This window comes from Arthrobacter sp. U41, assembly GCF_001750145.1.
In the GTDB taxonomy this organism is placed as follows: Bacteria; Actinomycetota; Actinomycetes; order Actinomycetales; family Micrococcaceae; genus Arthrobacter.
This window is the reverse complement of the sequence record NZ_CP015732.1, coordinates 1,809,598-1,827,258: the sequence shown is the minus strand read 5'-3', so window position 1 is coordinate 1,827,258 and position 17,661 is coordinate 1,809,598. Positions and strand designations below refer to the sequence as shown.

Below are 17,661 nucleotides of genomic sequence, written 5' to 3'. Positions count from 1 at the left end.
GGCCTTAACTGTGACCTCAGCGATGACTTTGGCGCCGCAGGCCGGGGCGCCGCCGGAGTCAGTGAGCCTTGGGGACGTGGCGGAGGGAAAGCGCGGTCCCGAGGATGAACATCGCCACCGAGCCGAGCACCATCAGCAGCGGCCCGGTCCACGATCCCGAGACGCCGTTCACGTAGCCCAGCAGGGTGGGGGCCGCCGCACCGAAGGAGTACCCCGCGCCCTGCACGACGGCGGACATCCGGCCCGCGGAGGCCTGGTCCCGGGCCAGCCGGATGATGGCGATGAAAATCAGCGTGATGCCGCCGCCCTGGGCGACGCCGCCGAACGATGACCACAGCCACCACAGCTCCGGCGCCAGCAGCAGGCCCACCGGAACCGTCAGCCACAGGAGCCCGAGGGTGAGCCCGACCGCCGTCGTGCTGGCGAAACGCGCCGCGAGCGGAACGCCCAGCCCGCCCACGATGGCGAGGATCTGGAACAGCGAGGACCCGGCGCCTGCCGCCGCGGCCGTCATGCCGAGCTCGTCCGCGAGGATGCTGGGCAGCCAGGCAGTCACACCGTAGTAGGAGAACGCCTGTCCGGCGAAGCCTGCGGTCAGGCCGACTGTGATCCAGCGTGATGCCTTCTTGATCCCGGCGCGCGCGGGTTCCGGGGCGGGAACCGGTTCGGGCCGGAACGCCCGGCTGCCAAAGGCGAGCACCCAGGCCACGAACGCTGCGACGGCGAAGAGCCCGCAGGCGGCCAGGGCCAGCCGCCACCCCAACAGCTCCGCCAGCGGCGCCGTCACCATAGCGGTGATAAAGGAGCCAATATTCAGGGCGGCGGTGTAGATGCCCATGGCCGTGGCCTGCCGGGCAGGAGCGAAATCGCGCCGGATGATCAGCGGGACGGCGATGTTGCCAATCGTGATGGCGATGCCGAGAATCACCGTGCCGAGCATGACCAGGGCGCCGTCGCCCGCCGAACGGACAACCACGCCCAGCAGGACACCCAGGAGGGTGAGGGTGATCGCGACTTCCGCGCCGAGCTTGCGCCCGGTGAACGAGGCGAGCGGGGAGGCAACGGCGAAGCAGAGCACCGGGATGCCGGTCAGGAGGCCAAGTTCCACCGGGGAGAAGCCGAGCTCCGCCTGCATCGGGCCGACCACCGGCGCCACCGCGACGAACGGGCCGCGCATGTTCAGGGCGATGAGTCCGATGGCGGCCAGCAGCATCCAGCTCCGCGGCACCTTCGCGAGGACGTTGGCGCTCATGGGTGCCGCGGCTCGGCCTGCAGGCAGAAATATGCTTTCATCAGTCCCATTGCTATCACGTGCGCACTACGGACCCGGCGATTATGACACCCGCGTCAATCGCCGGAGTCAGCCCGTGGCCTGCAGGGTCGCCTCGATCACGGCAGGCGAGAGCACGTACTGGGTAACCATCTGGCTGGCACCCAGGATTGAGGACAACGACTTGCTCCTGGAAGCACCCCACTGGACACCCGACAACTCCGCTCTGATCCTCAACGGCGCCGGCGGTCTGTGGCGGCTGGACCTTGACGGCTACTGGCGCAGGGAACCCTCAACGTCAACAGCTGGTCACCCGATTCCAGACGCATCGCGTATGCTGCCTACCGGTCCGCTGACTTTCGGGCGTCGGACACGTCCTTCGTCGCCGGGTTCCAGCAGTAATTCGCTACGGATCCGGGCGGGCGACGCGCAACCGGTCCTTCGCTACGCGGATCCGGGTAGCGAAGGATCGCTTCCGTGTCACAGGACGTTTTCCGAAGCGAAAAGCCGCCCTGAACCTGCAGACGGCCGCAACAACGCTTCACGAAGCGATATGGGCACCTTTCCGGGATTAGGGTTCTGGGCATGACGCATGTAATCCGAACGGCAACCGCGGACGACGCCGGCCGGCTCGCCGCGCTGGCGGCCGTCACCTTCCCGCTGGCCTGCCCGCCGGGTTCTTCACCGGCAGACATCGCCGCGCACCTCGCGAACACCCTCAGCGAGGCCAACTTCGTCAGCTACCTCGCCGATCCTGTCATCACCATACTGGTGCTCGACGCCGACGGCGAGCTGCGCGGCTACAGCCTCCTGGCCGCGCGGCCCGCCCAGGACCCTGACGTGGCTGCGGTCCTGACCATCCTGCCCTCAACCGAGCTCAGCAAATGCTACGTCCACCCGGACCACCACGGTCTGGGCGCCGCCGCCGACCTGATGCACGCCAGCATCGGCGCGGCCGCGGCGGCCGGCGCCCGGGGGCTCTGGCTCGGGGTGAACGACCAGAACGCCCGCGCCATCCGCTTCTACGAAAAATCCGGCTTCCGGAAGGTCGGCACCAAGTCCTTCACGCTCGGCAGCACCGTGGAACACGACTTCGTCATGGAGCGCCCGGTCACCCCGTGACCAAGCCAACAGGAGCGACGGGGAATGGAGCCTGCCCCCGCAGGGTTGTGGCGAGCATGAAGATTGAGATCTGGTCAGACGTGGCCTGCCCCTGGTGCTACATCGGCAAACGCCGCTTTGAAACGGCCCTCGCGGCCTTCCCGCACCGGGAGTCCGTGGAGGTCCAGTGGCGCAGCTACCAGCTGGACCCGTCACTGCCACAGCACTATGACGGCACCGAACTGGACTACCTGAGCACCCTTAAGGGCATGGCCCCGGCGCAGGTCGCCGGAATGTTCGCCCACGTGGCGGAGCAGGCCAGCGGCGAGGGGCTCAACTACCGGTTCGACGACGTCGTCGTCGCCAACAGCTTCACCGCCCACCGGCTGATCCACCTCGCCGCCGCGCACGGGCAGCAGGACTCCGCCAAGGAACGCCTGCTCAGCGACCACTTCGAGCACGGCAAGGACATCGGCAGCCGGGAGTACCTGACCTCGCTGGGCCTGGACCTCGGAATCGGCGCCGCCGAACTGGATGAACTGTTCACGACGGACAAGTACGCCGACGACGTCCGGCTGGACTTCGAGGAAGGCCGCGCCCTGGGCATCTCCGGCGTCCCGTTTTTCGTAATTGACCGCAAATTCGGGCTCTCCGGCGCCCAGCCCGCCGCGATCTTTACCGCCGCCCTCGAGCAGGCATGGCAGGACAGCCGGCCGCTGGAGATGGTCAGCCCGGCCGGCAGCGGAAACGCCGACGGGACCGCGAACGCCTGCGGCCCGGACGGCTGCGCCGTCTGAAAACATCTTCCAGGGCCAAGGTTCCCACAGGCCCCTCGGGACGCCGCATCCCGAGGAGGTCTGCTAGTCGCCGGCCTGGCCCCCGAGACGATCGTCAAGGGGTGGCCGCGGTTCCTTGAGCAGCTTCAGGCCCGGCGGGAGGCCGTCGATGCTGCCCTCCCTGCCGTCGGCGTTGATGGCTACGCGCGAGCGCCCGAGCAGGACGTTTTCCGCCCTGAATTCGCCCATTTCTTCCGGCAGGATTGGCGCCAGATACACGACATTGCGGGTGAAATCCGGATCGAACCTCAGCAGTATGCGGGCCAGTTGGATTGGTGCTGCCGCGGCCCACGCCTGTGGCGCGCACGCCGTGGGATAGGGCACCGGGCCGTGGAACTCGGCCCGGTCAAAGCCACAAAACAGCTCCGGCAACTGGCCGTCGAAATGGGCGGCTGCGTCCAGAATGCCGCTTGCGATTCTTTGTGCGTCATCTACGAAGCCGTAGCGCATCAGGCCGGTAGCCACCAGGGCAGAGTCGTGGGGCCAAACCGACCCATTGTGATAACTGACCGGGTTGTAGGCCCCCATGTCCGAGGCCAGTGTCCGGATCCCCCAGCCCGTGAACATCTCGGGCAACATGAGCCGTTCCGCCACCGACGGCGCCTTTTCCTCGTCGACTATCCCGGTCCAGAGGCAGTGGCCCATGTTTGACGTGCAGGAATCGACCGGGTTCTTGTCCTTGTCCAGCGCGACGGCGAAGTAGCCCTTGTCCGGCAGCCAGAATTTATCGTTGAACGCCTTCTTCAGGGCGGCTGCGCGCTCGGCCCAGTGGTGCTCTGTCTTGGTGTCCCCTGCAGTTCTGGCCAGCGATGATCGTGCCACGTACGCGGAATAGACGTAGGCCTGGACCTCGCACAGGGCCGTGGGAGGCTCGGCCATCCGCCCGTCCGCGAAGTTGATTCCGTCCCAGGAATCCTTCCAGCCCTGGTTGAGGAGCCCGTGGATGTTGGGGCGCAGATATTCCACGAAGCCGTCGCCATCGCGGTCGCCGTACTTTTCAATCCACTCCAGGGCGCGGTCTGCATTGGGGATCAGCGAATCGATAATCTCACCCGATAGTCCCCAGCGGCCGAGCTCGCCCAGAAGGCTGACAAACAGCGGTGTGGCATCCGCCGTGCCGTAATATGCAGTCCCGCCCAGGGACAGACCGGCCGTGACTCCGAGCCGTACTTCGTGCGGAATGCGCCCGGGCTGTTCCTCCGAGGCCGGATCCTCCTTGGCGCCCTGGATGTCCGCCAGGGTCTGGAGTGTACCGACAGCCAGGTTGGGATCGATCAGGAGCGCCATATAGGAGGACAGCAGGGAGTCCCGGCCGAACAGCGCCATGAACCAGGGGGCGCCGGCGGCCACCGCCGCACGGCCCGGGTTGTCGGCGTCGAAAATCCGCAGCGATCCCAGATCGCTTTGGCTCCGGCGCAGGGTTGCCTCCACGTCGTGGTCCGCCACGGAGATGCGGGGGGCGTTTTCCTCCCACGCCAGGTGCCGCTGGACGCCCGCCCGGTGTCGGGGCAACCCCGCCTCGGTGAAGGGTTCCTTGGGAGCCTCGCCGTTGATCAGTGGGACAACAATGACGCTGGTGGACCATTTGCCTCTTGCCGGAATGGTCGCGCGGAAACGCAGTCCGTCTATGGTGACCTCGGCGCCCGCCGCGCGGATGGCAGAGCCACGCCGCTGTCCTCCGCGGACGGCTTCGACCAACAGCCCGTCAGCCCCGGCGCTCCGGCTAACGGCGGCGTCCTCGGATGGGCGTCCACCCTTTACATCAAAAAGATCCGCCTGATCCGCGTCCACCAGCAGTTCGATGTCGCAGTCAACGTCCTCCGCGGAAAAGTTCTCCACGGTGACGTCGTCCCGCAGTCCGGGTCCGATGTGGCGTTCCTGACGGACCACGAGCGGGCTGTCGAACCGGCCGCCGGGCCACGTGGCCCGGCCGACGAAGGTGGCCTCGAAGGCGTCGGGCCGCTGCGCCACCAACGGCTCACGGAGCGCGCCGTTAATGCGAAGAATCCACCGGGACACAATACGGGTGTCCTGGTAAAACGCGCCGTTGGTCCCGCCGTCGGGGCTGATGTCGCCGCTGACGGCAGAAATGCAGAAGGAGGACCCCTCCACCACCGTTACAGCGTCGGCCCCGGCGATATCGGCTTCCGTGTCGGCATTCCATGCAGTCATGGATGCACTCCTTCCTCAGGGCCGCCGAGTGGAAATCTGGCTCGGCTCCGGCGTCCGGATAACGTCTCCCCGTACTCGATTCTGGTCCATGTTGGAACCATCCGGAACCCCCGGCGCCTGACTCTCTTCTAAGAGTTTCTCGAACAGGTCCAGATGGTTGCGGACCATCCTTTCGATGCTGAACAGTTTGACGGCCCGGTCCCTGCAGCGCGCCCTGTCCAGCGTTGCCGCGAGGGGAAGGAGGCTGTGCAGCTGTTCAGTCGGCCCGAGATAGCCGGTTTTGCCGTGGTCAATGATCTCCGGCGCGGATCCGATCAGTGTTCCCACCACCGGGGTGCCTGTCGAAAGGGATTCAATCATCACCAGTCCGAACGGCTCGGACCATTGGATGGGATTCAGGAACGCCATCGCTTCACCCATGAGCCGATACTTCTCAGGGTCCCCCAGCTCGCCAAGGAACTCCTCGTTGGAACCCAGGATCGGCTCAATGGCGGAGCGGAAGTACTCGATCTCCTGGGGCTCGCGCATCTTGGCCGCAATGCGCAGCGGAATGCCTGCCGCGCGCGCGATGTGGATTGCCTCAAGCACGCCTTTGTCCGGACACATTCTGCCGACAAAGCAGACATATCCGCCCGTCCCCGAACCGATCGGGACGGAAGCGACGTCTATCCCATGATGAATGACCCGGGTGACCGGAACATCGGGCACGTGGGAGGTCTGGTCACGCGAGATTCCGATGATGGCCGTGTTGGCCGCCATGGCACGGTATAAATCAGCCGACGCGGGGGTGAGCAGGCCGTGGATGGTCGTCACCACAGGGACGCTGACCCACTTTCGGGCCAACAGCGGGCCGGCCAGAGTATGGTCATGGACGATGTCCACACCCCCCAGCCCGTCATAGGCCCTGATGACGTGGCTGAGCTCTGAGACCGTGCATCCGAGTGCAGCCGGTTCTGATGGCCGCATTCCCGGCACCAAAGGCGCCGGACAGGTGCTGTCCGAAGGTGCGGCCAACAGCACCTCGTGCCCGGCCTCGATGAAACCCCGGGCCAGGGAGTCAACAACCCTCTCTATGCCGCCATATCCGAGAGGTGGAACCGGAATCCACGGTGCTGCAACAAGTCCTATCCGCATGCTTGGTCTCCAAAAGGATGACAGGCCACGTCCCGGACCTGGCCTGAGTGGTTTCCAAAAGGCTTCTGCATAACCTGTCTTCCGACTATCGCCCCGTAAGAGGCCGATGACAAGCCCCAGCGGCAAACCGGGTTTTGCTGACAGATCGCGCTAAAGTGTCTGTATGCCCAGGATTTCGGCCGCGAGCAACGCCGCCCAACGAGCCGAGACCCAGCACCGTATCCTGACCGCGTTCGGCGAGCTCCTGTTCACCCATGGACTGCCAGGACTGACGATGACCGACGTCGCACGGCACGCCCGGATCGGCCGTACCGCTGTCTACAACTACTATGCCGACATCGAAGAGCTGCTGATCGCGTATGCGCTGGACGAGACCGAACGTTTCCTGGTTGATCTGAGGGAATCCCTGGACTCGCTGGAGAACCCGGTGGACCGGCTGGCCCTCTACGTGCGCGCCCAGGTCGAGGACCTCAGCCGTCGGCACCTGCCGCCCGGTCCCGCGATGGGGGCCGTGCTGTCCCCGGCGTCGTTCGCGAAGCTGGCGGACCATGTCGGGGAGCTCAGTGTGCTGCTTCAGGGCATCCTGCGGGACGGGATCTCCCAGGGCTACCTTCCGGAAGCGGACATTAACCAGCTCGCGCAGCTCATCCACGGCACCCTTTCCTCCAGTGCCGCCCGCGGTGACGGCGCAGGACGGGACCCCGAGGCAGAGGCCCGGCTGGCCCGGACCGTGCGGTTCGTCCAGCTCGGTGCCGGGGCGCGGTTCGACGTCGACGGCCGCCCCTGCCGCCTGGACTCCTGACCTCACGGGAGCCTCAGGTGCCGGGTGTGGCGCGCTCAGCTGCCGGGCGTGGGCAGCCCCGTCGGCGCCACGGGCCACTCCGTTTCGTCCACAATCCGCCGGTCCTCGCGCGGGCAGCTAAGTTGGCCCGGGGTCTGGTCGACCAGTTCCGGTTTCGCCAGTTCCTTGAAGTCCCCGGTGAGGATGACATCCACGCTCGGATCCGTCCTGCCGTCCTGGAAATAGTCCGAGCCGGGCACGTTGCGCTGCACAGTGAACGCCGCGGACTGGCCAGCTGCGCCGGAGACGACCAGCGCGACCCCGCGGTAGCTCGATGTTGTGTTGGCAACGGCCCCCACAATGAACTTGCGGGCCGCGAACTCGTCGGCCACGGACCGGGCCAGGCCCGGTCGGGACGTTGAATTGAAGACGTTGAGGTTGATCGTCTCCGGCGGAGTGTAGTCGTAGCGCGCTTCCGGGCAGACGGACGCGGCAGCCTGGCTGCGCTCCGCCGTCGGAATCTTGATCTGGCCGTTCATGATCGCCAGTGCCACTACCACCGCAGCGGCAATCAGCCCGACGAGCAGCAGCAGGACAACACCGTGCAGGATGCGGCGCCGCATCCTGACGGGATTGTCCTGAAGCTCGTCCTCCACGAAGGTGGCCCGCAAATCAGATCCTGAGATGACGTGGTGCCCATGCAGGACGGTAAGGTCCTTCGGCTTTCTAGCCATTGATCACCAGCACACGAGCGTGGATCGCTGTGCGCTGGTGCAGCGCGGTACGGACAGCGCGGTGCAGGCCGTCCTCCAGGTACAGGACGCCGCGGTACTCCACGACATGCGGAAACAGATCGCCGAAGAAGGTCGAGTCCTCCGCCAGCAGCGCCTCAAGGTCAAGCGTGCGCTTGGTGGTCACCAGATCGTCCAGCCGGACCGGGCGCGGCGGCAGTGACGCCCAGTCCTTGGGCGTGCTGTAACCATGGTCAGGGTACGGGCGTCCCTCGCCCACGGCTTTGAATATCACCATGCCAGCGTAGGGAACTTGGCCGGCCAAAGGAATCCACGACGCCCGGAGCCGGGAGGTTGTAGCCAAACGGTAACCATTTGGCACACCGCCTGCCCCCGCCTGTCACAATCGGCGCCTCGCCGCCGGCACGATCCCCAACACATGCAAAGACGCGTGTCTGCTGGGAGAATAGGGTCATGACAACTCCCGAGACCACAGCATCCCACCCGCCGTCGTCTCCTCCGCTGGCACTGCTGCTCGACGTCGACGGTCCCGTGGCGAGTCCCGTCACCCGCACGGTACAGCCGGCGATCATCACGGATTTGCTGGCGCTGGCCGCGGCGGGGATCCCGGTCATCTTCAACACCGGCCGTTCAGCGGCTTTCATCCGTGAACAGGTCATGGACCCGATGATCGCCGCCGGAATGCCGGCCGGTGTCCTCATCCACGCCGTCTGCGAGAAGGGCGCTGTCTGGTTCAGCTACACGTCCACGGGTCCCGGTGCAGTCCACGTCGATCACGAACTGGCCATCCCGCGGGCCTTCGGTGACGACGTCCGGCGGCTGGTGGCCGAGGACTACTCCAGCCACATGTTCTTCGACGAAACCAAACTCGCAATGGTCTCCGTGGAGCAGCACATCGCCGTCGAGAACTCCGACTACCGGGCCGAGCAGCAGCTGTTCGACACCGATGCGATGGATCTGATGGCCCGGCACGGACTTGGAGTTGTGCGCCTGGACCACCACGCCCCCGACTCCGATGACCGGATCGACTACCGGGTGGATCCGACCATTATCTCCACCGATATCGAGTCGGTCCGGCTTGGCAAGGACCTCGGCGCAAGCCGGGCCGTGGAGCTGCTGGCGGCCCAGGGCGTCACCCCTCAGGCCTGGCGAACGGTGGGCGATTCCCGCACCGACTACGCCATGGCCGACTGGCTGCACCACAACGACCACCCGGTGAAACACGTCGATGTCCGGCCCGCCGACGGGGTGCCGGTGAAACCGTACGAGGTGCTCACCGCGGCGGATCTGGGGCTGGGCGAGGACGTTATCCACGACGACGCCGGTGCGGCGTTCCTGCGCAGCTGGCGCTCGGCGCTCCTGGGCTGATCCGGGGGCCACTGGCCCGGGAGTGGGGAGGGTTGGGCTTTCGCGGCCCGCCCCGGCGGCGTTTCGGCCGCGGAATTTTGGGGCGATTTTGGGGCGGACGTTATCATGCAAGTAGGGACACATTCACGCAAACAATCACGGAGAATCAACATTACAGACGCATTGGTCCAGGACGAGATCTACTACGGCAGCCAGGCATCGGTAGACGCCCATGATGAGGTCACCTCCGCGGCTGCCGTGGCGAGATTCCGGACCCGCCAGGACGTTGTGCGCCGGCGCGGCCGGTACGGACTGATCAATGAGAACCGGACGCCATACCAGGCGATGGTTGAGGATTTGATGTTCATCCGATCGGTGCTTGACGGCGCCGGCCTCGACTACCTGCTGGTCCGCGGCAACAACCACCGGCCGGTCATTGCCGTGGACTGGAAGGACCGCAAGGAACTTCGCGATGCCCTCGTGGAGGCGTGTCACGACGAGCCCTTCTACTCGATGAGCGTCGACGCCAAAAAGAAGTCCTCGGTGCTGGTCGCCGACGGGGAGCTCTCCCCCAACCGGCAGGCCCGGATCTTCCGGCTGTACCGTCCACGGGTCGAGCCGGAGGGCGGCTTTGAGTTCGGCGCTTCGGCCGGAGTGCAGCTGGAACTGTGGAGCTTCGAAGGCGACGAACTGATCCTTCCGATCGAGAACTCGCTGACGCGCCGGACGCTGCTGGCCCAGGACGCCGTCCGCGGCACGGTGGAGCGCTACGGACACTCCTGGCCCACGATCGAGAACATGTTCGCGGACCACGCCAGCGACATCAGCTTCGACATCGACCTCGTGTTCTCCTGGGTGGATGGCAGCTCCCCGGAGTACATCGCGGCGCGGCGCGCGCGGATGGCCGGCGTCGTGGTGGGTGAAGGCGACGACCATGAAGCCCGCTTCCGCCAGATCGACGAGCTCAAGTACGCGCTGCGTTCGGTGTACATGTTCGCCCCCTGGATCCGCCGGATCTTCATCGCCACGGACTCCCCCGCACCCTCCTGGCTGGCTGATCATCCGGGCGTGACGATTGTCCGCAGCGAGGAGTTCTTCGCGGACCCCTCCGTGCTGCCCACCCACAACTCGCAGGCGGTGGAGTGCCAGCTCCACCACATCGAGGGCCTGTCCGAGCACTTCCTGTACTCGAATGACGACATGTTCTTCGGCCGCGCCGTCGGGCCGGACATGTTCTTCACGCCCGGCGGCATCACGAAGTTCATCGAGGCGGAAACCCGGATCGGGCTCGGGGACAACGACGCCGAGCGCAGCGGCTTCGAGAACGCTGCCCGGGTGAATCGAAAGCTGCTTTGGAACCGCTTTGGCCGGATCACCACCCGGCACCTGGAACACACGGCTGCGCCGCTGCGGCGCAGCGTGGTGGCCACGATGGAGCAGGAATTCCCGGCGGAATTCGCCAAGACGGCGGCGAGCACCTTCCGCGCGGCCGACAACATTTCGGTGACCAACTCGTTCTACCATTACTACGCGCTACTGACCGGCCGGGCTGTCACCCAGACGGCGGCGAAGGTGCGGTATGTGGATACTACGGCCAGGGCGGGCCTGAACTACCTGCCGAAGCTGCTCGCCAAGCGGAACATGGACTTCTTCTGCCTCAATGACGGAAGTTTCCCCGAGGTCGCGGCGCAGGAACGAGCCGCACTGGTGACGGATTTCCTGGAGAAGTACTACCCGATCAAGGCTCCCTGGGAAAAGTAGGCCGCGCGGGCTGCCGCCACGGCTAGTTGCTGGCGGTCAGCCGGCGGCCGGGGGTCCTGGCCGGGTCTTCGAGCTTGGCCTTGTCCGGGATGCGGATCCCCGCCGCCGCGATCCGGCGCTGCGCTTCCTCCGCCGAAACCAGCTCGCCGACGCCCGGGGTGTTGCCGAGCAGAACCACGGAGTGCACGATCGTGTGTTCGTAGACGTGGACGAGGTTGAACGCCTGGCCGCCGTCGCGTCCGCGCGATCCGCCCACCGCAACGTTGAGGTCCTGGGTGTAGCAGGTGGCCGACGCGACGGAGACGGGAATTCCGGCGAAGGTCGCCGTCGTAGAATAGTGCAGGTGACCGCCCAGAATGGCCCGGACGTCGGAGTTCCGCAGGACCCCGGCCAGTGCCGCCTGGTCCCGAAGCTCCACCAGGACGGCGAGATCCAGGACCGAAGGCACCGGCGGGTGGTGCAGGGCCAGGATTGTTCCGTCCGGTGCGGGGGTGGACAATTCGGCCGCGAGCCACTCCAGCTGGTCCGGGCTTAGCTCGCCGTGGTGGAAGCCCGGGACTGAGGTGTCGAGGGTGATAATCCGCAGCCCGTTGATGTAATAGCTGTGGTCCACGGGGGCATCGTCGGCTGGCTCGTCCAGCAGGCCTGCGCGGAAGTGGGCGCGGTTGTCGTGGTTGCCCATGGCCCAGATGACTTTCGCACCCATGGCCTTGCAGGCGGGGTCGACGATGGCCCGCAACTTGGCGTAAGCCTCGGGTTCGCCCCGGTCCGCCAGGTCGCCGGTGAAAATGACGGCTTCGGGGCGCGCGCCGGAAGCGCGCACTTCGTCAAAGAGTTGTTGGAGCAGAGCGTCGCTATCGACCACACCATGCAAGGGTGCTGAACCTCCCAACAGGTGGGGGTCACTCAGATGGAGTAGAAAATGACGCGGCCGGGGGTGCTCGGCCTCGATGAGCTCCATTGCTACCTTCCTGGTTGGGTGGCGGATGTTGCCGCCAGCGTCCCTCTCAGTAATGTCTATCCAACCAGACATTCGGCCAACAATGCGCAAACTCCAGTAGGCATGTTTGAAAATAGGCAACAACGGGTAATCCGGCGGACACATACCTGCCCCGGTATGTGTCCGCCGGACCGCGCTTACTCAGGTACCTGGCATCTAGCTCAGGTAGCCGTTCGGGTTCAGCACGTACTTCGTGGCCGCGCCGGCGTCGAACTCCGCGTAACCCTTGGGAGCGTCCTCGAGCGTGATCGCCTTCGCGTTGACGTTCTTGGCGATATGAACCTTGTCATGCAGAATCGCCATCATCAGCTGGCGGTTGTACTTCATCACCGGACACTGTCCGGTGGTGAAGCTCAGTGACTTGGCCCAACCGGTGCCGAGGCTGATCGAGAGCGCGCCCTTCTTGGCCGCCTCGTCCACGCCGCCCGGATCCCCGGTGACGTAGAGTCCCGGAATACCCAGCGCGCCGCCGGCGGCGGTGATCTCCATCAGCGAGTTGAGCACCGTTGCCGGCGCCTCCTTGGCGTCGTGGCCGTGCCCCCTGGCTTCGAAGCCCACTGCGTCGACGCCGCAGTCAACTTCCGGAACACCCAGGATCTGTTCGATCTGCTCGGCAGGCCCGCCCTCGGTCAGATCAACGGTTTCACAGCCGAAGGTGCGCGCCTGTGCCAGACGGTCTGCGTTCAGGTCCCCCACAATCACGACGGCGGCACCCAGCAGGTGCGCGCTGGTGGCTGCGGCGAGTCCGACAGGACCGGCACCCGCGATGTAGACGGTGGAGCCGACTCCAACGCCGGCGCTGACGGCGCCGTGGAAGCCGGTCGGGAAGATATCCGACAACATCGTCAGGTCCATCATCTTCTCAAGGGCCTGGTCCCTGTCCGGGAACTTCAGCAGGTTCCAGTCCGCGTAGGGGACCAGAACGTAGTTGGCCTGGCCTCCGACCCAGCCGCCCATGTCCACGTAGCCGTAGGCGCTGCCCGGGCGGTCAGGGTTGACGTTGAGGCAGATGCCGGTCTTGCGCTCCTTGCAGTTGCGGCAGCGCCCGCAGGCGATGTTGAAGGGGACGGAGCAGATGTCCCCCACCTTGATGAACTCGACGTCGGGTCCGACTTCCACGACTTCGCCGGTGATCTCGTGGCCGAGAACGAGATCCGTGGGGGCTGTGGTGCGGCCCCGGACCATGTGCTGGTCAGATCCGCAAATGTTCGTGGCAACGGTTTTGAGGATTACGCCATGGCGCACCGAGCGGCCCACGTTGGCGGGGTTGACCCCCGGGCCGTCTTTGAGTTCGAAGCTGGGGTAGTCAATGTCGATCAGTTCGACCTTGCCCGGCCCCTTGTAGGCAACGGCTTTGTTCCCTGTCATCACTTTCCTCCTGGTTTCACGGACCCCCAATTTGAGTGTCCAGTTGTGATTCACGAAGCGTGCTGATAAACCCTCCCCGGGCCCGTCGGCTGCACAGCCAACGCACGCACAGGCATCCGCCCGGTGGGTGCGCCCGGTTTACTTGGAAGGTCCGGCCAGTCTAAGGCGGTAAGCATGCTTAGGGATAGGGGCCCTTGTCCCCTTGTAGCCGGAAAGTCGACTCTCAACTGACTGCGGCCTGAACCGCCTCGATGACCTCCGGCGAGTCGGGTTCCACGGTGGGGGCGAAACGGGCCACCACCTCGCCCTCCCGGCTGACCAGGAACTTTTCGAAGTTCCATTTCACCAGTCCCGGCAGGAAGCCATTCTTGAATTTGGTGAGCTCGGCATAGAGCGGATGCTGGCTTTTGCCGCGGACGTCGGCTTTGGTGGTGAGCGGGAAAGTGACGCCGAAGTTCCGTTCGCAGAATTCAGCGATCTCGGAGTCGGCCGCGGGCTCCTGGCCCGCGAACTGGTTGCAGGGGACGCCGAGCACCTGGAAGCCTTGCCCGCGGAACTTGTTGTGGAGCGCCTCGAGTCCTGCGTACTGCGGCGTGAACCCGCACTGCGACGCAACGTTCACCACCAGCACCCCCCCCTTGAAGCGGCCAAAGTCGGTGACAGTACCGTCGATGAGGGTGAGGGGAATGCTGTGGAGAGGGGTCATGGAGGATTCCTTGCGAAGTCGGTACTGACGATCGTGTCCGGAACGGTGTCCCGAAATTGGCCACGACAGTCATTCGATACCAACGCGCGCGGGTATGGGTTTGTGCCCGCTATGGGCCGGGAGTCAGTGACGGGTCCGTGGTTGCCGAGGGTTCAGCGGACTCCGTGGGCGCCGGCGGCGCAGGTTCCGACGTGGGTGCCGGCGCAGGGGCCGACGTGGGCTCCGGTGCCGGGGCGGGCTCCACAACCACGGGCGGCGGCGCCGGGGCGGGCTCCACAACCACGGGCGGCGGCGCCGGCTCGGGCTCAACGACGGGCGGCGGCGCCGGCTCGGGCTCAACGACGGGCGGCGGCGCCGGGGCGGGCTCCACAACCACGGGCGGCGGCGCCGGCTCGGGCTCAACGACGGGCGGTGCCGGTTCCTCGGTCGGCGGCGGCAACGGCGGCGCGGTGGGCTCAGGCGACGGAGTCGGCGTCGGCGATTCCGGTGGTGGCGGCGCTGTGGTGCCGGGCTCCGAAGAAAGCGGTGTGCCGCTCGAGGTCGGGGAGTCAGCCACTGTGGTGGACTCACTCGGCGACCCGCTCGGTGACTGGGTGGACTCAAGCGTCGGGGTACCTGACCTCGTCCTCGTCGGCGACAGCGCGTCCCAGATGGACGGGGTGGGCGTGGCTGCGGCGGAAGTGAAGTACGGCGTTCTGGGCACGGCGGCGACGCGCGCTTCCTGGGCGCCGCCGGTGACTTCGTGCCGCCCGTCGTCGGACGCCGGGATAGCCCAGCCAAGGGATGTATTGGACGGGAGGCCGGCGTCGGGCACGTAGCTGGCCATTTCGATGGCGCCCAGCTGGTCGGTCTGAACGATCGGAATAAGGACCCAGTCATGCGGATTCTTGTGGGATCCGTTCAGGATGGTCTCAAAATGCAGGTGGCAGCCAGTGGAGGATCCGGTCGTGCCGACCCGGGCGATGACCTCGCCGACCCGCACAGAGTCGCCCTTCTTGACAGCGATCGCCTCTAGATGGTTGTAGGTGGTGATGAGCCCGTTGCCGTGGTCGATTTCCACACGGTTTCCGCCACCCCACGGGTGCCAGCCAACGGCCCGCACGACTCCGGCGTCGGCCGAATACACCCGGGTGCCACAGGCGGCGGCGAAGTCCTGGCCCCAGTGGAACTCCCCCGATGACCCCGTGATGGGGCTGGTCCGCAACCCGAAGGACGATGATTCTTGAAGTGATTCCAGTGGAGCCATGAGGAAGCCCTCTGCCGGCCGCTTGAGTCCGGCAGAAGCAACATTGAGTTCCCCGGGAACCCCGTCCCTGGAGGTCGTCTCAACCGTCGACCGGCTGTAAGCGACCAGCGCCTGCGCGTCCGTGGTGAAACCTGCCGCAGGCGAGACCCCAAGGCCTTGAACGGCGAGGCTGCCCGCGGTGCCCGGATTCAACGTGCCCGGCCCCACGACGCCGGAGGCAAGTGAGGGGGACGGCAAAACAGGGGCGCCGCTGCCCGACAATCCCTGGGCCCCAAAGGTAAGGACTGCCAGAGAGAGGCAAAAGCCGCCGGACAGACAGCGCACAGCAATGATGCGCGCTCTAATTGCTTGCTCACTCGATGAGTTTCCCCAGTGTTTTCCCACGATGTGACTCCCGAATCCCGTTCGCCAGTCCCCAATAGCGCGGACTCACGTTCTTATGTGACCACAATCGGATGGCCGTGGGAACGGTAAAAGCTACCCCCTTTCAAACTCAGGTGGTGGCCCAGTAGTACGAGGTATTGGGCCAAGTATCCGGGCCCAGCAGAGGTGCGCGAGAATGGAGTATGCGCAACCTCGCCAAGGAATTGCAGGCAGAACTCAAGCAGACCTTCACCGGGACACGGGAAGCCGCGCCCGAGTGGGTGCCGCGTCTGGCGGACGGCGACGATCCTGGCTACCACTTGCCGGGCTCGGCCGTCTGGACCGTCCATGGGGACATGCCAACGATCGTGGCGGGCATCCGGGCTCTGCTGATGCAGGCGCTCCACCCCGGCGCGCTGGCCGGGGTCCACGACCACTCCCGCTTCCGCGAGGATCCCCTCGGTCGGCTTGCCGGTACGATCCGCTGGATCTTCACGGTTTCCTACGGTTCAACCGACGCGGCCCGGGCGGCGTCCGGCTGGGTGCTGAGGCTGCATGAGTCGGTGCGCGGTGAGTACGTGGACGGCCACGGCATCGCCCGGAACTACGCGGCCAACGATCCGGAGCTGCTCCGCTGGGTGCATATCGCCTTCACCGATGCGTTCCTTTCGGCACACAAGATCTGGGGCAGGCCGATTCCGGGTGGTCCCGATGCCTACGTGCGTGAGTGGGCACAGGCAGGGGAGCTGATGGGGGTGGAGTCCCCGCCGCTCAGCGAGGAGGCCATGCGCCGGCAGTTGGACCACTGGTACGACGCCGGGGAGCTCCGTTCCGACGAAAAGGTCGCCGAGACGGTGGCGTTCATCCGCAATCCGCCGCTCCATCCCGCGCTCAGGCCGGGCTACCGGGTCCTGTTCGCGGCGGCCGTGGCGAGCCTGGAGCCCAAATACCGTGAGCTGCTGGGCCTCCGGACCGCACGGCTTGGCCCTATTCCGCTGCCGGTGCGGCTGGCCACGAAAGTGACGCTCGCCGTCGTCCATCTGGCCCTGGGCCGGGTGGGTCCCAGCGAGCAGGCCGCACGGGACCGGCTCCGCAGGCTGGGCTACCAGGGCTAGTCTCCTCACCGGCGTGCCGGATCAGGGCTGCATGCAGGGCCGCCCCCGAGCTGCACGTGATGGCGGGCTTGCGGTATCGGTGGCGACGCTGCGCCATCACTTCTCACGGGACCTAGACCTCTGGGAGCGCGGTACAGGGATACCTAGCGTGGACAGGACAGTGAAGGATGGCCGAGGCACACCGGACCCGGCACGAGGCGCGCTTGTCAGGAGAAGAAATGACTAAGGTATCGAAGGCCGCCTCGTCTTACCCATCGTTCCCCGGCTATGTGGACGCTGACGAGCAGGAGATCGGCGACTGGAATGTCAGCTGGGAAAGCAACCTCGTCGACATGGACCAGGCGCCGTTCTTCAAGGGTGCGCCGAACGATCAGTGCCAGGCGAACCACCTGGGCTACGTACTCAAGGGGAAGTTCGGCGTCCGGAGAGCCGACGGGGTCGAGGAGATCTTCGAGGCCGGTGACGCGTTCATCATCGAACCGGGCACACGCCGATCGTGTTTGCCGGAAGCGAGTTTGTGGCCTTCACCCCCGCCGAGGAGGCGAAGCAGCACCTCGGCCGGGGAAGCGTCCCACACCGGCGATGCGGGCCGTCCCGCCGGCGGCATGAGCCGGCGCGCTCGGGGCTGTTCCTTGTTTCATAGCCCGCCGGTGAGCCCGAGGAATACACCTCGTGACGCAAAAAGGCCCCGGTCCTAGGGACCGGGGCC

Annotated in this window: 16 protein-coding genes; 7 read left to right on the top strand and 9 right to left on the bottom strand. The window is 66.0% G+C overall.

Translation table 11 applies throughout. The features are described 5' to 3' along the window. Nucleotides 1–58: 58 nt before the first annotated feature. Nucleotides 59–1,252 carry an MFS transporter gene (locus ASPU41_RS08530; protein WP_069950561.1) on the bottom strand — a complete coding sequence of 398 codons (1,194 nt, stop codon included), beginning with the start codon at nucleotides 1,250–1,252 and terminating at the stop codon, nucleotides 59–61. 603 nt (nucleotides 1,253–1,855) lie between these two features. Here ASPU41_RS08530 and ASPU41_RS08525 point away from each other — a divergent pair. Then, a complete protein-coding gene (locus ASPU41_RS08525; RefSeq protein ID WP_069950560.1) occupies nucleotides 1,856–2,392 on the top strand; it encodes a GNAT family N-acetyltransferase in 537 nt (178 codons plus the stop codon). Between the two features lie 56 nt (nucleotides 2,393–2,448). Then, on the top strand, nucleotides 2,449–3,168 hold the full coding sequence (locus ASPU41_RS08520) for a DsbA family oxidoreductase (RefSeq protein ID WP_069950559.1): 720 nt from the start codon (nucleotides 2,449–2,451) through the stop codon (nucleotides 3,166–3,168). Between the two features lie 63 nt (nucleotides 3,169–3,231). Here the strand turns inward: ASPU41_RS08520 and ASPU41_RS08515 are convergent, their stop codons facing one another. Both ASPU41_RS08515 and ASPU41_RS08510 read right to left on the bottom strand, forming a co-directional pair. Continuing rightward, entirely contained in the window at nucleotides 3,232–5,379 is a 2,148-nt protein-coding gene (locus ASPU41_RS08515) for an amylo-alpha-1,6-glucosidase (protein WP_069950558.1), read from the bottom strand. Nucleotides 5,380–5,394: 15 nt separating this feature from the next. Continuing rightward, nucleotides 5,395–6,513 (bottom strand): glycosyltransferase family 4 protein, encoded by a 1,119-nt coding sequence (locus ASPU41_RS08510; protein WP_069950557.1) that lies wholly within the window; start codon nucleotides 6,511–6,513, stop codon nucleotides 5,395–5,397. Nucleotides 6,514–6,676: 163 nt separating this feature from the next. On the opposite strand from ASPU41_RS08510, the gene ASPU41_RS08505 reads away from it, so the two are divergent. After that, nucleotides 6,677–7,315 carry a TetR/AcrR family transcriptional regulator gene (locus ASPU41_RS08505; RefSeq protein ID WP_069950556.1) on the top strand — a complete coding sequence of 213 codons (639 nt, stop codon included), beginning with the start codon at nucleotides 6,677–6,679 and terminating at the stop codon, nucleotides 7,313–7,315. Between the two features lie 35 nt (nucleotides 7,316–7,350). Here ASPU41_RS08505 and ASPU41_RS08500 read toward each other — a convergent pair whose 3' ends face one another. Beyond that, on the bottom strand, nucleotides 7,351–8,028 hold the full coding sequence (locus ASPU41_RS08500) for a LytR C-terminal domain-containing protein (protein WP_069950555.1): 678 nt from the start codon (nucleotides 8,026–8,028) through the stop codon (nucleotides 7,351–7,353). Then, nucleotides 8,021–8,320 (bottom strand): type II toxin-antitoxin system VapB family antitoxin, encoded by a 300-nt coding sequence (locus ASPU41_RS08495; protein ID WP_197515837.1) that lies wholly within the window; start codon nucleotides 8,318–8,320, stop codon nucleotides 8,021–8,023. The genes ASPU41_RS08500 and ASPU41_RS08495 overlap by 8 nt, the downstream gene beginning before the upstream one ends. A 179-nt stretch (nucleotides 8,321–8,499) precedes the next feature. On the opposite strand from ASPU41_RS08495, the gene ASPU41_RS08490 reads away from it, so the two are divergent. Next, nucleotides 8,500–9,414: a hypothetical protein gene (locus tag ASPU41_RS08490; RefSeq protein WP_069950553.1), complete on the top strand. Its 915-nt coding sequence runs from the start codon at nucleotides 8,500–8,502 to the stop codon at nucleotides 9,412–9,414. Between the two features lie 105 nt (nucleotides 9,415–9,519). Continuing rightward, the gene (locus ASPU41_RS08485; RefSeq protein ID WP_197515799.1) at nucleotides 9,520–11,154 is read left to right on the top strand and encodes a stealth family protein; all 1,635 of its coding nucleotides are present in this window, start codon (nucleotides 9,520–9,522) and stop codon (nucleotides 11,152–11,154) included. Between the two features lie 22 nt (nucleotides 11,155–11,176). On the opposite strand, the gene ASPU41_RS08480 is transcribed toward ASPU41_RS08485, so the two are convergent. From ASPU41_RS08480 to ASPU41_RS08465, 4 genes are all read right to left on the bottom strand, one after another. After that, on the bottom strand, nucleotides 11,177–12,115 hold the full coding sequence (locus ASPU41_RS08480) for a phosphodiesterase (RefSeq protein WP_069950552.1): 939 nt from the start codon (nucleotides 12,113–12,115) through the stop codon (nucleotides 11,177–11,179). 195 nt (nucleotides 12,116–12,310) lie between these two features. Beyond that, nucleotides 12,311–13,522 (bottom strand): formaldehyde dehydrogenase, glutathione-independent, encoded by a 1,212-nt coding sequence (fdhA, locus tag ASPU41_RS08475; RefSeq protein WP_069950551.1) that lies wholly within the window; start codon nucleotides 13,520–13,522, stop codon nucleotides 12,311–12,313. 223 nt (nucleotides 13,523–13,745) lie between these two features. Next, nucleotides 13,746–14,228, bottom strand: coding sequence for a glutathione peroxidase (locus ASPU41_RS08470; protein WP_069950550.1), 483 nt, complete (start codon nucleotides 14,226–14,228; stop codon nucleotides 13,746–13,748). Between the two features lie 109 nt (nucleotides 14,229–14,337). Next, nucleotides 14,338–15,711: a M23 family metallopeptidase gene (locus ASPU41_RS08465; RefSeq protein ID WP_231941220.1), complete on the bottom strand. Its 1,374-nt coding sequence runs from the start codon at nucleotides 15,709–15,711 to the stop codon at nucleotides 14,338–14,340. Between the two features lie 329 nt (nucleotides 15,712–16,040). Between ASPU41_RS08465 and ASPU41_RS08460 the strand changes: the two genes are divergently transcribed. Both ASPU41_RS08460 and ASPU41_RS08455 read left to right on the top strand, forming a co-directional pair. Beyond that, nucleotides 16,041–16,952, top strand: coding sequence for an oxygenase MpaB family protein (locus ASPU41_RS08460; protein WP_069950549.1), 912 nt, complete (start codon nucleotides 16,041–16,043; stop codon nucleotides 16,950–16,952). Nucleotides 16,953–17,170: 218 nt separating this feature from the next. Continuing rightward, complete coding sequence (locus ASPU41_RS08455; protein WP_069950548.1) at nucleotides 17,171–17,650, top strand: hypothetical protein; 480 nt, start codon at nucleotides 17,171–17,173, stop codon at nucleotides 17,648–17,650. Nucleotides 17,651–17,661: the final 11 nt, after the last annotated feature.